The 16194-nt window shown below is 33.0% G+C and carries 10 protein-coding genes, 2 tRNA genes and 1 pseudogene; all 13 read right to left on the minus strand.

Annotation, left to right across the window (positions count from 1 at the left end):
- Positions 1-139 precede the first annotated feature (139 nt).
- Positions 140-1462, minus strand: a complete 1323-nt coding sequence (locus B2V22_RS04855; protein ID WP_102199211.1) for a nucleotide-binding domain-containing protein — start codon at positions 1460-1462, stop codon at positions 140-142.
- Positions 1463-1478: 16 nt separating this feature from the next.
- Entirely contained in the window at positions 1479-2543 is a 1065-nt protein-coding gene (locus B2V22_RS04860) for an SAVED domain-containing protein (protein WP_102199212.1), read from the minus strand.
- Between the two features lie 140 nt (positions 2544-2683).
- Positions 2684-3202: pseudogene (locus tag B2V22_RS04865) on the minus strand (type I restriction-modification system subunit M N-terminal domain-containing protein); the annotation flags it as partial.
- A gap of 63 nt (positions 3203-3265) precedes the next feature.
- Complete coding sequence (locus B2V22_RS04870) at positions 3266-4798, minus strand: Tn7-like element transposition protein TnsE (RefSeq protein ID WP_290490845.1); 1533 nt, start codon at positions 4796-4798, stop codon at positions 3266-3268.
- Positions 4779-6623, minus strand: coding sequence for a TnsD family transposase (locus B2V22_RS04875; RefSeq protein WP_290490846.1), 1845 nt, complete (start codon positions 6621-6623; stop codon positions 4779-4781). Before B2V22_RS04875 ends, B2V22_RS04870 begins: the two co-directional genes overlap by 20 nt.
- 34 nt (positions 6624-6657) lie before the next feature.
- Positions 6658-7539 carry a hypothetical protein gene (locus B2V22_RS04880; RefSeq protein WP_290490847.1) on the minus strand — a complete coding sequence of 294 codons (882 nt, stop codon included), beginning with the start codon at positions 7537-7539 and terminating at the stop codon, positions 6658-6660.
- A 15-nt stretch (positions 7540-7554) separates the two neighbouring features.
- On the minus strand, positions 7555-9237 hold the full coding sequence (locus tag B2V22_RS04885) for an ATP-binding protein (protein WP_290490871.1): 1683 nt from the start codon (positions 9235-9237) through the stop codon (positions 7555-7557).
- Positions 9230-11368 (minus strand): Mu transposase C-terminal domain-containing protein, encoded by a 2139-nt coding sequence (locus B2V22_RS04890; RefSeq protein WP_290490848.1) that lies wholly within the window; start codon positions 11366-11368, stop codon positions 9230-9232. Before B2V22_RS04890 ends, B2V22_RS04885 begins: the two co-directional genes overlap by 8 nt.
- On the minus strand, positions 11365-12204 hold the full coding sequence (locus B2V22_RS04895) for a TnsA endonuclease N-terminal domain-containing protein (protein WP_290490849.1): 840 nt from the start codon (positions 12202-12204) through the stop codon (positions 11365-11367). Before B2V22_RS04895 ends, B2V22_RS04890 begins: the two co-directional genes overlap by 4 nt.
- 191 nt (positions 12205-12395) lie before the next feature.
- Positions 12396-14207 carry a glutamine--fructose-6-phosphate transaminase (isomerizing) gene (gene glmS / locus B2V22_RS04900; RefSeq protein ID WP_290490850.1) on the minus strand — a complete coding sequence of 604 codons (1812 nt, stop codon included), beginning with the start codon at positions 14205-14207 and terminating at the stop codon, positions 12396-12398.
- A gap of 470 nt (positions 14208-14677) precedes the next feature.
- A complete protein-coding gene (locus B2V22_RS04905) occupies positions 14678-15388 on the minus strand; it encodes a LysM peptidoglycan-binding domain-containing protein (protein WP_290490851.1) in 711 nt (236 codons plus the stop codon).
- Positions 15389-15965: 577 nt separating this feature from the next.
- Positions 15966-16037, minus strand: a tRNA-Gln gene (locus B2V22_RS04910).
- A gap of 6 nt (positions 16038-16043) precedes the next feature.
- Positions 16044-16124 (minus strand) — tRNA-Tyr (locus B2V22_RS04915).
- Positions 16125-16194 lie beyond the last annotated feature (70 nt).

A 16194-nucleotide genomic window follows, 5' to 3' on the forward strand; every position in this document is an offset into this window, starting at 1 on the left:
ACCTAATGGGTGATGGACAAGACGGAGTTAAAGTTTGTTAAATCAACATTAGTTAGCGTTAAAAGAAAAACTATGAATTATTCAGGTATATATATAATATTTAATAGTATTTTATAATTTTCTTTAATTGAAAAATGTATCAAATAGGAACATAAATTCGATCTCTAGCTATGCAAACCCCATCTTTTACAATATAACATTCCACAAAATGTTTCCCTCTAAAATCAGAAGTCTCCGTTTGAGTATTGTTATTTGTTTTAAAAATCTGTCCCCTTATTTGATTTCGCTCATATGCTTTTGGGCCAACATTTCTAACTTTCCAGTAAATATCATATGGTTTTGGCACCGCAATTGACTGAATAAAAAATTTAATTTCCTTATTTTTAGGTATAAAGTGTCTCTTTTTTAAAATATTTGACAAAGTACTAGGTCGGAATCCTGATATTTCAATACTTGCATCAATTTCTAGGGGATACTTTAAGAGAACTGGAAATAATTCTTCGATGTACTGTTCTCTATAATTCTCCACTTTTGAGCTATCGTTCACTTTCTGTTCTTCTTCTGAGTATAATTTATCCCAAAAAGTATGATTAAAAAGAGTTTGCCAGGCTTCAATTGCATCCAATCTAGTACAATTAGGATTATTAAGTATCTCTAGCTTTTCTTTATGTGATTTTAATCTTTTTTTTAACGATTCCACTTTTTGTTTATCTTTTTCATTATACAGAATTGATTGGTATGGATATACCGGACTTGTAATATTTCCATCAATATCTAATCTATTGATGATATTTTCAATTGTATAATACAGGATTTTATCCAATGTATTATGTTCAGTGGCTAATGATTCTTCAACTAATATAGTCGTGATTAGTCCTCCTGGCATTTTCCAATGACCTCTTGATCTATTGAAAATTTTAATTAGTTTGATAATTACTGGCAAACTGTTACCTTTATATAATTTTTGTGTATCAAACCAACTTTGGATTGCTTCAGGGCTTCTTTCTCTCCACACACTTCCTGCGTGTTCCACTACATCTATGTCTCTATAAACAGCAAAATCAATTTGATACCCATCATAATATGTAAACCTAATACAGTTGGTATGTTTTTCAGGAGGAGTTTTAAAGTTTAAATTTTGTTGATTAAAAGCACTCAATATAACATTTTTTATTTTATCGCTGCCAATAGAATCTAAGCCATTTCCGTCAACTAAAATTCCAACATCAATATCATAATCTTTCTCTTCATTTTGGGTCACTGTTCCCATCCCCACACTACCTTGAACGTACGACTCTTTAACGACATAAGAAGTATTATTTTTTTCATTATATTTTTCTAATCCTTTTTCCAGTCTAGAGATATTTATGTCTTTTTTTTCAAATAATTCATCTATTCTATCTTGCGGTAGCTTGACATGCTCATTATAAAAATTAATTAGTTCTTCAGATAGATCGTACATAACTAATCCCTCTCTCTTAACCCTTCTTTATTAATTCTTCTTTATTATTTCCATTAACAACTATTCCATACTTATATCTTGAATTATATTGAGCAATATAGTGGTAGAAAATTATCTGCTGTAATTGATTTTCTCTATTTTTAATGCATCTTCCAAGCTCAAGTGATAACATCCCTGGAATAGCAGCTGCAACATGGATACTCGAAAATCTTTTAGAAATATTTATCAGCTCATTTACTATCTCATTTGCGATAGTAACAATTTCTTGCTGACTAGATAGATTGTTTTCAATGATATTATCAAAAGATATCTTTACTTGATTTGTTACATCAAACTTTGATAAATCAGTTTCATGAATATGAAAAGTACCTGAAATAGAAACCAATACCTCGTTTGAACTATTTGTTCTAGATTCGCAAAAGTCTTTTTCTACATTTATATTTAAGCGTTTTCTTTTCTTAATCTCATTAGGTAATAACTCAAATTCAGATTCAAGCCTATTATAATTTATATACTTAATATTACTTCTATTACTTAAGTAGGTTCCAAAAAGTACAGTATAAGGGATCGCAGCCATTGAAGTCAGATAAATGTTATCTTTAACCGGATAATTGTTAATGGTTTCAGTTTCTCTACGAATAATCTTATTAATAAGTTCATTAGTTTTTTCATTCATTTTCTGTGATTCTAATAACAACATAAAATCTATGCTACGTTCGCGTACAATTCCTGTTTTAATATTTTTTACTTTAAAATCATTTTTTATTAATTCTATTTTGTTATTTTCACCTAATAAATTAAAAACATGATATTGCTTCTTTTCACGATAGCTTATAAAGCTTCCTATAACAATTAATGTTAAACCAAAAACGTACTGGATAATATCTGTATATCGGAATCCTTTACTATCTGAATTGACTAAATTTAAAAGAAAATCAATATCAGTGGAAAAAATACTCAATCCACCTGTTATTAATAATGTAGGAATATCCTTCTCTTCTTCTTTCTTAAACATAGTTCTGAAAAAGTAGATTATAATTAGTAACCAAACTATGCCCTGTACCATATTTTCTATATTCATGGCAACCCCCTTTGTTTTTTATTTGATTTAAAAAAACACTCAGCTAATTAGTGAGTGAAACATCATACAGTTTAGTATTTAACAAATTTATTGTTCAGTTTTTCTTTCTAATTTATGAACATTATCTATTTTTATGATATATAGAATTCACCGCCATTTTTTCCTTCTGCGCTCGCAAAGTTACTTAAGAAATATTCATATACTCGTCCGATAACATCCTTTTCTCGACTATCTTCATCACCGACTTTAAATGAAAATAAATCAATTGTTTCACCTAGACGTGTTTTATCTAATTCCGGGCGTGCAAATGATTTAGGTAATACCCCCACTAATGATGGATTTTCTTTCTCAATTGCAACCATCGCAGCATCAATTAACTGACCTACTTCGGGTTTTTTAGCATTATCTTTAATAAATGACCAACGTGCTTCTTTCGGTACAAAGAATATATTCTCCGCGACATATTCATCACGGTCTTCCTCGTCCGCCCACTCATCTCCTTTTAACTCCGCATATTTTTCTTCAAATGCGTCAGACACATATTTTAAAAATAATAACCCTAATACCACATTTTTATATTCACCAGAATCCATTGACCCTCGTAATTTATCTGCCATTTTCCATAACTTTTCTTCAAAACCTAAGTTTGCTGTAGCCATGTTGTATCCTCCTGTAGCCATGTATTTTCTATACCTATTATATCAATTTTTCAGCACACAAAATTAGATGATTTTAGATAATAATAATTTGGCTCTATGTTCATAATTTTTTTTACTATGCTTCGCCTTCTGGATGGTAATGCCTTTGTCTTCAATCTCTTTCAACGATTCTTTCAACCATGCACCATTATCTTTGATCAAATTCCCTAATAATTGCTCAATAACAATATCCCAATGGATTCCCTGTTGTGCTTCTAAAATAAGCATCGAAAGGGATTTATACTCACGTTCTATTTCCAAAATGAAATAATGATGTCCCTTTAAGAGTTGGACACTTCCTAAAGCATATTTTCTTCTCGTGATTCCATCATCTAAGAAACTAAACTTTCTACTGTCTTCAAAAGTTGGTAACTCTTCAATTTTCACACTGACTGTCTGAACATCAGGAAAATCATTTAATTCGTTTAATATTTTTATAAACTCTCCTAGTTCCCCCATCATTGAAGCTTCATGTACGCTAATTAGTTCGATCCCTCTTATTAAACTATTTCCTCCCGTATCTGCGACGGTACGCTTGTTGGTATCTTCTACCCTGAATTGTTTTGTGTCTTCATTCTGGTCTTCTCTAAGTTTACTTGTGCTAGTCATCAATTTTTCTAGTTGTGGTAAATTCGTATAATTATGATCTTGATTATCTATTGAAACCAGATCAAATTCTTCACTAGCACCTGCATCTTTATGGTCCAGCTCATATGGTTCATCTACTACATCGCTTTTCAAAAATGTATACTTCTTCGCTTCACTGCTTTTCTCCTTCGTTGTGAATTCTGGATGTGTAAAAGAGACCTTAGCATACGGAATTTTTTTATTTCGCACAGAAAGAATTCTTAGAATTAAATTACTGCTCGCTCTTTTTTTAATAGCAACTTTAATAACAATCGGTTGATCTATCATCCATTCGAATTTCAGCTTTCCCGTATTTACAAATTCATAGCCAATGTTCATATACAAACTACGTACATCAGAGTTTGTAATTATCCATAACAATTGAAATAAAAAATCTTTTTTAGTGTACTTCTTTTCATAAGTAGAATGAAAATCAATATGAAGATGATCGTCACGCTGACTTTCTATAAAATAATTTAAGAAAGAATTATTCATTTCTAGCAAACGATAAAGTAAAAAACGATTGGGTGCAAAAATACTTCGAATACTTTCAATTAGTGGCAACGTATAATACTGATTTCCATATTTAAAATTAAAACCAGTTGATTTAGTCTTTTCTCCTGTATTAAAAATCTTCCATTCACTTTCAAAGTATTTAACTTGATCGGGATAAATCGTTATTTCTATTTCTTCGGTAGGTGCAGGAGTGATACTTTCACTAACTATTCCATCTACATATGAGTGTTGGATAGCTAAAAATGGTAGCATCCCCCAATCTAATAAAAGCTTTTCTGTTTTACCATTAGCAAAAAAGTAACAATGTATCATTAATTTTCTTTCATGCCAAAAAGGAGAGCTAATCCAAATCAATTTTGCATGCTCTCCCTTTTTAAATGGCCAATTACTTAATTTAACCGAGCGATTTCTCATCTTCTAACACATCCCTTCTATGCTGAATATACGCTTCTAAGATTGGTTTAATTTCTTTAAATTGCTGAGACTTGATGCCTGCTTTTCTTTGTACTTGCCATAATTTAATTGGCGCACCATCAATCATTAATTCATCTATTATTTTGTATGTGCGTCTGATTTGAAATTCTCGGACTGTTTCTGTGATTTGATTAAGTAGTGATTCTGTTAGTGGTAATTTAGCGAGATGATATTGTAAATTTGCTAGAATACTTAAGCGTCTACCAATGGCAGAAACAGTAATCCTTATTGGCTTTTCTTCTTTCAACATCTTTTTATGCAACAACTTAATTTGTTGTACGTAATGTTGATCTCGCTTAGCCCAATCAACTTTTATATTTGGAGTGGCTTTATATTGTAGTTTAGGACAGTTAGACAATAACCACTCTTTATCATGACGATATAAATACATATACACAGCTTTATTTTTCTCACGTAAAGCGGTGCGCGATATCTGTGGGTAAATTACTCGTAGCTCTTGCCACTGTCGTTTACATTCTTGTAGTCTACTTATGGGTAACTGCTTGCATTCCACTTTATTCAATTCCAACTGATCTCCCAAATATTTTTTAACCGTTTTTGAATCTACACCTAGCATCCGAGCCATGGCTCTAATACTCAAATTTTCGTTATTTAATTCGTGTAATCGCAGTTGCCATACATAACCAAACTGCTTCACCTTACCAATTTCAAAACGATTAGTGGTCTGTTTCCTTGTATAAATAAATCCACATGAACATGTGAATGTACCAATAAGATTTTTTGAATTAAAATCTTTTGTCACTTTTACTTCCGAAATAACACATTCCCTGTAATGAGATGCAGCCTTATTTAAACAAGGAAATGGCCCTTCTCCAAATACACTCGTACAATTAGGGATAGCTTGTAGTGTTTCAATATTTTGTTTCATAAAGTACAGGAATAATACGTGTCTAAATGGATGTACATGGCGCTTAGAATTACGTAATAAAACTTTTAGCCAATTGTATTCATAATCCTCATCAAGATTGCTCTCATATTGTTTTAAAAAATCTTGTGGATAAAATGCTGAAAATGCTTCATATAACTCTTTTTGACGAATACGTTTACCTGCTGTCATCAAATTTTTTTCTTGTAGCAATGAATTATATTTTATTCTAATTTGCGACCTATTTAATTGATGTAATGGAAGTTGTAACAACTGGTAAGCAAGCTTTGCTAGTCCTACACAAATAGGTTTGTGCGGGTCGACTTCTTCTAATTCAGAGAATTTCATATGTTTCATTTCAAAGCGAATATACTCAATTCGACTATCACTTTGAATTGGATATTTTCGCAATTTTATTTCATGATGTGAACAATAATTAATCGCTTCTAGTTGATGCTCTCGATGGATATAAGGTTCACCATATTTTTCAGCGTCAGCTTTTGCACACTTTGAGCAATAATATAATCCGTCTTTTCTGCAAATACCTCCAGCAACAAATCCTAACCGGGCATACAATCCTTTTCCATCGCCTTTTACATCTTCAAAGATTTCTTGTTGCCTTTCTTTCGATAAAAAAGAAGCGTAATAAGGATAAATCGTATGGTTAGCTAATAAATACTCTACCGAATATTGAGGTCCTAATTTCTCTACTAAATTAGTAAGATGGCTACCAATCTCAACACTCGGTATCACAGAACGACTATCAAATAACTCTTCTAATGTATCTTTACAATCAAGATTCCCACTATAAAAATGATAACGTGCAATTGCTGAATACAATAATTCATCTGGATATGGATTCGTGAAGAAAGGTAGCATTTAATTACCTCCTATATTCAATAAAAATTTCTAATTAAAACTGAAACTCTTCTTTACTTTTCTTAGTAATATTAGTACTTGTTACTTTACTAGAAAGATACTTTACATAAACAAGAAGTTTGTCAATAAAATAAATAGTTTCTTCATAACTAATTAAACTGAAATCAAAGTTGTTCCCATGCCTAATATCCTTATATTTATTATGAAACATGTTCCACATAGTAATGCCCTCTTTAATAATAAAACCTTGTCCCCATGTCTCTTCATCATCTCTCATAGCTTTATCAGCTGCTGAAATATCCGTCGTTTCTGTCAAATAAGTCATTAAAGCTTCCATAGCCGATAAACAATCACGTATAGCATCTTTTCTAGCTCTAAGTTCATTCACTCTATTCAGTTGTTCCCGTGCTTGTTTAATATGTTCTGCTGTTTGTCTACAAAGCTCTGAAGTAGTAATTATCAATTCTTCAAAATTCACTACCTCACCAACATTAGGATTAATACATAACCAGTTATATTTAGATTCATTTGTTAATTTGTAACCAAAATTATGATCTTCGAAAATATCATTTAAAACTTCGAAAACATTATCATTCTTCGCCAATTCACTCATAGCATCCATAAATTTATGGAATTTACCTATTTTAAAATCTACAACTTGCTCTTCAAAATCTCTAATAATAAAATCATATCCCCAATTTTTTGTTTTTTCATTATTAGTGTAAATCGATACTACATCGCAAGCATTTTTAATAGTTCTATCTAAATTTAAATACCTGTCTTCCTGTTTTTGCTGAATATATACCCTTGGTAGTCTTTGAGCAATTTCTCTAAGTAATTCCTCTGTTACAACATTCATTAAATACTCTTCATTTTTATAATTTAAATAATCAGGAAATTGTTTTTTAAATTCCATCAAAAATTCTACTCCTCACTCCAAAGTTACGAAAAATTCTACCATTGGATTTTTTATATAATTTTCTTCTTTAAGTCCTTCATACACATGTCTTTTCTGTTTCAATGCTTTCTCCCTAGTATCTAATAGTGGTAATACTTTACCCGAAGATACTACCTTCACTTTTTTCTCCTTAACCTTCTCATTCAACTCAATTAAATTAGGAATAAGTTGTATTTTCAGTAGGTTATAATCCGTTTCTATCGGTGAGTTTTCTACTAATTTCTTTGTAGCTTCTTTAATATCCCTAGGAGTTAACACATCAAAAATACCAATTGCTGCAACTTCTTCACTCAAACCTTCAATTAATTCTTGGCGCTTGTATGCTAACGTATTTTTTCGCTCTTTCATTGCCTCTTTAATACGACCTTCGTATTCAGTACTTTGCTTATGACTTTGCATCAATTCATCTAAATTAATCATAATATCTTCGTACTGATACATTGCCCTAAAATCATTTTTTCGAATAGCATTTAACATTGGCTGAATAATCTTCATATCTTCTTTTGCAGTTTTCTTCAAAACTCTCACATCCAATCGCTCTTCTTCATTCGATTCATCATATAAAGCTCTCTCTTGAGCTAATATGAACAGATTAACAGCAACTGAAGTAATTCCCTGGCATTCACTATAGAAAGTCTTTTTAACGTCCTCTGTAAGCTCTGAATACGTTTTAAGGCATTGTAATTCCCATAATGTTTCTAAGAAGAATTCCCATTCCTCGCTATCCTCACCCATGCGGTCCCAAATAATCGAACCTTCACTAGCTGCGCGACGAGCCTGTCGAAAGTTACCTTTAAATAATTGTTGAGCCTTAGAAGTTCCTATCAGAACTGTAGGAATACCAACTGTATTAGATAGTGTCACGAAGAAATTAAGCATCTCTTCTTGATCATTTTTAGCATGCAATAAATGCTGAATTTCATCGATTACCAATACACCAATCCCATACATACTAGCTAATGAGGTCATATGTAGTAGCATCGTTGACGTTACTCGATTCAAATATCCAAATTTCTCTAAATACCGTGTACCTAATAAATCATCAATCGCTTTAAAGAAACTTTTGCAAAGTGTGGAAAGGCTGCCGTCATATGGACAATCAATTTTCAGCCAGACAATTTGTGTGCGATTGAATGGCTGTTCTTCATATTTCTCATGCTTAATTACTTGTGGATACATTAGCAATAATCGCTCAATAGCTGTCGTTTTTCCAATACCTGAAATGCCGATAATAGATAAGCTATCTGCTGTCGAACGAATATAATTCAATCGTTCGTCTATATATTTATGGGCATCTTCTTCATTTTCTCTTAATTGATGTAAAACTCGAATGCGTTCCAGAAATGTTTTATCTAAAGGATTTCTAGCTAAATAGCCTCTACGAATTAATGTAGATAAACGACGTTCTACTTCAAAATGAATGGGTAAAGGTTGAATAAAGTTCTTTATACGTTTAAGCACATGATAGCGAATGTTTGTGGCACTTTGCTTATCTTGCCTTGTAATTCGTGGTGTCACCATAAATCGATCCATCACATCATCTTCACTGAAAATTGGTGGAAGCGCCTCAATAAAGGGGTTTTCACTGTATTCCGACAGCTTTTGCTCTTTATACTCAGCTTCTTCAAAGTTGCCTTTTAAAACTCCATTAGTCATCTTTTCCAAGCTGCTCATCTCGTTTCTTTCGTAATTTTGTCATCAAACGTGAACTAGAATGATGATTAGTTTCTTTTTTATTAAAACTAACAACTTCCGCCTTTCCAGATTTTTTTCTGACATCTAAATTAAACTTTTCATCCTGTCTATTCATTAATTTCTCTGCTTGTCGATTTATTTTAATATTTTTAAGTTTTTCTGCTTTTGTTTGATTTAGATTAAGCGTATTTTTCTTTTGGTTAGTTGCTTCTTTAATGATCAATTCAATTGCAGAATCTGTATTAACGGTATTCTCTAATTGCTGATTTTTTTCATTAGATTTCACTTCTTGTAAAAGTTGTTTATAAAATTCAACTTCGTCCAAAGAGTTATCTTTATATTGCACACTTGTATCTAATAAATAGCATATATCAAAACTTTTCCCACCATTATGTGGTATATAAATTTGATTCATTGACCTTGGATCATAGACTATTTCAATACTTTGATTTTTCATTTTTAAATACCATTGTTCGTTTAATGCTTTTTCCGAACCGTATGCTAATCCTTTAAATTTAATTCCTGCTCTAGTTATGCGAGCATTGGCTTTTGGCAGTAAGTTCATTCTAAATTGATTTCGATTAGTTACAGATTGCAACCTTCCTTTTTTATTTGCTATACCCCATCTCCATAAATTAATTGGTGTCGCTGTAATTTGGTCTACTATCATTTCTTTTTCTAAAGGATATTTATCAATATTTTTTTGATTATGGTTCAATACTAAATGGATAATAATTTGTGTGAATTCTTCAAGAGTAAGACTAGCATCTAAACGATAGTCCCTATCGCCACGTTCTCGATATTCTTTTTGTATAGCTCCCGGTGCTTTTCGTTTGATTTTTCCATTCAGTGTACGAAATTGACGTTCAATAATCCCTTTTAAGTCCCCACGATATGGTGATGTGTTTTCAATTTTTATATTCAGATTGTTTATTAAGCTCTCAACTGAATATCCTTCAAACTCTCCTCTATCAGCGATAATAATTTCTGGTAAATGATGAGCAGGCCATTGATTTTGATTAATTTCAATACCGTACTCCTTACAAAAGTCAACTTTGTTAGTCACCATATTATCTAATGCCATCATTGCACCCGTCCACGAAGGGCCCTCTAACCCTACATAAATCCCTACTAATAACCTTGAATAAACATCAACAACCCCATAGACTATTGGTCTACCTATTATTAAATTACGATCAAATGAACTAACTAAATAAATATCTGCAATTGTTGCATCTACTTGAAAACGTGTCCCTGGTCCATCAGTCTCAAGAGCAGAATGACTCAATATAGGTCTATGTTTTAATTCATACTCTTTTGAACTATTACGAAGTCTAAAATCTAATTGAGGTTCTTCAAACTTTTTAAACCAATAATAGAATTGGTGATATGTTGGGATGCGTGTATCATCCCATATCTTGTACTTTAAAACTTCACCTTCATAATACTTATCCGAATAAAATTCTCTTAATAAATGTTCATAAGTATCAGTAAGCGTCAGCTGTTCTTTCTGTCGATAATATTTTTTAATAACATGACTAAACTGCTGTTTAATATCTTCAGTAATATTAATACCTTTAGATGAGTAACTTCTAGGTCTTCCTACTTTAGCTGTCGCAGACAATTGACGTTCTTTTCCTTTTGCACCTGAACGTATATAATCTGGCAATAAAGCATTCTTATTTAACCCTCTTTGCCAAAAACGTGTAAACGAGCGTTTCACTTTCAATTTTGATACGTTATTATTTTCAGCTAATTCTTCAAATATCGCATTACGTTGTCTTTTATTTAGTAACTCTTTTTTATATAAATCCCAACCTATCGAAACAATATTCCAGTCTTTGTCACGTTTTTCTTTTTGTATATCTGTTAAATCCTTATCTACGTAAGTCATTAAATATGGATCTGAAACCAATAATAAAATGCTTGATTGAATTTCATTTTCTAAATCAGCTAAATTAATTGCTTTAGGCATAGCAGTATCACCGTCTAAGTCAACAAAATAAGCAACGAATTCATCCACTTCAATAATTCGAATTCGATTTCGATCTTCTCTATCCACATATTGATATACCTGATTGTAAAAAATCATATCGCTTCCACCTTCTTGGAAAAATCTCCTCTTACATATTTGATGTTTAATTGCTGATTGACATCTAATTTTTGCGTCATATCTATTTCAATAACCTTTGTCATTAGCAAATGTTTAAATAATGATAGGCCACAACCACTACTCATTCCAAAGTGATGATCAAAGTGAGAAGCAGTTCGACGTATCGTTTGCTTAGCTTCCAATAGTAACCTAATAAAATAAATACTCATGTCCTCTAATTCTTCAACAAGTATATTTTCGAATCCTTCAATGACAGAAAGGTTTGAATAACCATGAATAAACGCGATATTATGTGCCATATCTTTGGGTACTTCTAACTCTGTTACAATCCCCCAATCCACTTCTTGTCTTTCCCAAAAAACACGCTCTATTTCAAATTTTTCTAATACACGTTTATCCATTAATTCATCTTTATATTTCAATGTTCTAGCAAACTTTTTAACTTCTGTATTGTTCTTTGTTGTTACTAAAAAATCTGTTGTCATCACTATTGGTTCTCCACTTTTAAGGTCTGTGGGGTGTTTAATTCCTAATTCATTTGCAATAATAATCGTTTCCTCAATTGGTAGCAAAGGGTATTGTTCTTGAATATCTTCAACTAAATCCGAATATTCTAATAAATAAAAGTAATTTCGTTCTAAATCTGAAAGAAATTCAAATTGTCTTGGAATCTTATATCCTTTTAATCGAGTAACCCTTCCCAATGAAGGTACATCCTGAATAGTTATCCATGGTTTATAATCGATTCCGATACCTTGACCGTAACCCTCTTTCATTTTTTTCTCATACGAACTTGAACGTTTTCTTTTAGCCATATACACCCTCCTCTTTATTAATTTTTAATTTTAAAACAAAAAAACAACCTCTTATGGACATCATACCCATTGAGGTTGCTTTAATCAAACTTTATTATAAATAATCAAACTTTGTTTTAAATGAACGAACTTTATTATAAATAATCAATCTTTTTTATAAAACTACAAAATGTAATTTGTGATAGTGTTTATTATTCTACTGTTACTGATTTCGCTAGGTTACGTGGCTTATCAACATCTAAACCGCGGTCTAATGAGGCATAGTATGCAAGTAATTGTGTTGGAATGACTGATACAAGTGCAGATAACAACGGTTCTACAGCAGGTATGACAATGTCATCACCTTCACGGTCTAAACCTTCCATAGAGATGATTAATGTATTCGCTCCGCGCGAACGCACTTCTTCAATATTACCACGTGAGTGTGCAGCGGTATTCTCTTGTGTGATTACACCGATTACTGGTGTACCATCTTCGATTAATGAGATTGTACCATGTTTCAATTCACCTGAAGCGAAACCTTCAGCTTGAATATATGAAATCTCTTTGACTTTCAAGGCAGCTTCACGACTTACTTCGTAGTCGATACCACGGCCGATGTAGAAGGCAGATGCCTTGTCAGTGAATAATTCAGTTGCTAACTCGTGGATTTCATCTTTGTCATCGATCATTACTTGAATAGCGTTGGCGATGATTGATAGTTCATGTTCCATGTCAAATTGCGCTTCGAACCCTAAGTCACGACGTAAAGCTTCAGCTAATACAGCCATTACTGCGATTTGACCAGTGTATGCTTTAGTAGATGCTACAGCGATTTCTGGACCTGCATGTAATAATAATGTGTAATCAGCTTCACGTGATAAAGTAGAACCTTTCACATTAGTGATTGTTAATGATTTATAGTCTAATTTATTGGTTTGAACCAATACTTGACGACTATCGGCAGTTTCACCAGATTGTGTTAAGTAGATGAAGAATGGTTTTTCACTCAACACCGGCATGTTGTAAGCAAATTCAGATGCTACATGAACTTCAACTGGAATGTTAACCATTTTTTCGATGATGTTTTTACCAACTAAACCTGCATGCATTGAAGTACCTGCACCGATGATGTAGATACGGTCGCTAGCGTTAATCGCATCGATAATTTCTTGGTCAACTGTTAATTCGTTGTTATCATCAGAGTACTCTTGGATAATACGACGCATTACAGCTGGTTGCTCATCAATTTCTTTAATCATGTAGTAAGGGTATGTCCCTTTATCTAAGTCGTTGGCATCTAATTGTGCTGTATATGGTGCACGTTCGATTGTTTCGCCAGCTAAGTTTTTAATAGTAACGTTTTCTTCAGTTAAGATAACCATTTCACCGTCATGAATTTCAACGTATTGGTCAGTTAAATCGATTGATGCCATTGCATCAGAAACGATTGTGTTGAAGTCAGTTCCTTTACCGATTAATAAAGGTGATTTGTTTTTCGCTGCAAAAACAACACCTGGTTGTTCTGAGTCGATTAAAGCAAATGCATATGAACCTTCAATCACGTTTAAGGCTTTTAAGAATGCAGTTTCTGCATCTAAACCTTCTGTTAATGCAAAGTGCTCAACTAAGTTTACAGCAACTTCTGTATCTGTATCTGAGTGGAAAGTCACGTCAGATAAGAAATCTTCTTTCATTTCACGGTAGTTTTCAATAACACCGTTATGTACTAATGTGAAACGACCTGTTGATGATTGATGTGGATGGGCATTACGAACACTTGGTTCGCCATGTGTTGCCCAACGTGTGTGTCCAATCCCTGTGTGGGCATCTAATGACATATCCACTTCACTTTGTAGTTTAGCGATACGTCCTTCTTCTCTGAATAAATGACCGTTTTGACCATTTCCATCGACAACGTATACACCCGCTGAATCATATCCACGATACTCTAAACGCTCTAAACCGTTTAATAATACCTCTTGAGCTGATCCATTTCCAATATAACCTACAATACCACACATGTTGCAGTTTCCTCCTAATTAGGCGACATAAAATTAGACCCTATTCAGATAGGTGTCTTATCGCATTTTTTTATTTGGCTACTACGTACGTGGCGGTAATTTGATAAGGCAAGATGATGGTCTAGATCATTGATTACCTTACTTTTTTCCCACCTGTGGATTGTACAACCCCTGAATCATCCGCCGAACATTTCGATTAATTCAGTCCTCGTCACTTGCTAAGCAAGCCTGGCGCTATCTCAAAAATTACGTTTGAGATTTTATTAAAAGTAATAGCTCTTTACATTCTATAAATACAAAAACTTATTGTCAACCTTTTTAGCTGTCCGTGGCCATAATTTAACCTTCTCTTAAGAAGATATATAGGTTATCCGCTAACTAGATTGCAAGAATACAAAAAAGAGCCAGGAAAAACCTGACTCATTTGTTTGTATTTTAAATAACGGTTTCTATATAGAAGAAACTTTATCTTAGTACCAACCGTTAGCGTTCCAGAATGCTAAAGCAGCTTCCCATGAACCGTAACGTTCAGCAACATATTTGTCAGCTGCAGCTTCTTGTTCTGCTGGAGATGCACCGTAAGCTACTAATGTTGGGTTCAATTGGTAACGACCGTAGTAACCACCCGCAGCGTTGTAAGCTGTGTAAGATCCACCTGACTCACGTTGAGCGATGATTTCTTTAGCTGAATTGCTAGAGTATGAAGTAGTTGAAGCAGTTGTTTCAGCTGCTGGTGCTTCGTATGTAGTTTCTTCTGCTACATAAGTTTCTTCAGCTGGTGCTTCGTAAGTTGTTTCAGTTACTACTTCTTCAGCTACATCGTAAGTAGTTGCTTCTTCTGATGCAGAATCTTCAACTGTTACTTCGTTAACTTCACCAGTTGTTTCATCTTTAGTGAATGAAAGTTTAGTGCCTGGGAAGATTACGTTAGCGTTTTGGATGTCGTTGATTGCAACTAATGCATCTACACTTACGTCAGATGCTTGAGCGATAGCTGCTAAAGTATCACCGTATTGGATAGTGTATGAAGTAGTTGTATCGTCTGTAGCTTCTAAATCAGCCGAAACTTCAGCAACTGTACGAGCAGACCAAGTAGCTGCTTCTACGTTATTGTTGTTTGTAGCAGCGAATAAACCTGCTAATGCAAATGACGTACCTAAGATAATTTTGTTCAATTTCATGTGTTAATACTCTCCTTATAAGAATACTGCTTTTTAATTTTATTTTTTAAGTTGTCTGCTGCCATCTAGTGGATGACCCACTATTTACCGCATCTTTATTGTGCGACTATATTCTAGATAAAGAACACCTGTCTCATCTACAAGCAATATCTTAACACGGGCCTTTTTTTTAGTCATGTAAATCAGGTATCTGTTAAAGCCTCTTAACTATCTTGACATTAAATCTGGGGTTTTTGAAAACCTTATGTAAATTTGTAACAACTTTGTAACATTATAAAGGTGAAATTATATATATAAAGTGCTAAAAGCAATTATTTTCACAAACTATGTCATATTATTTGAAAAATTATGCGTTTTTATTATAAATCAAATAAACAAAGACTTTAAAAAACCCTTTGTATAAGTATTTTAAATTCATGTCAAATCGCAATCGTTCTGTAACATGACATATTATAATTGCGAAATATTCTTTTTTGATGTCTAATAATACAAATATTTAGATAGGCTATTGGGTGTTTACTTATTTCAAAGCAATAAAAAAGACCAGGCTACCGCCTAGTCTTCTTGGTTTATATTACTGGGATAGCTGGATTCGAACCAACGCATGACAGAGTCAAAGTCTGTTGCCTTACCGCTTGGCTATATCCCAATGTAATGGAGGGAGAAGGATTTGAACCTTCGAACCCGAAGGAACGGATTTACAGTCCGCTGCGTTTGGCCACTTCGCTATCCCTCCATATGGTAGTATTCTTGAGATTTTTTGCCTCAAAAATATCGTACTTGATTAGTATAGCATCAGATATTAT

The organism is Aerococcus sp. UBA6277 (assembly GCF_002440555.1).
Taxonomy (GTDB): Bacteria; Bacillota; Bacilli; order Lactobacillales; family Aerococcaceae; genus Aerococcus.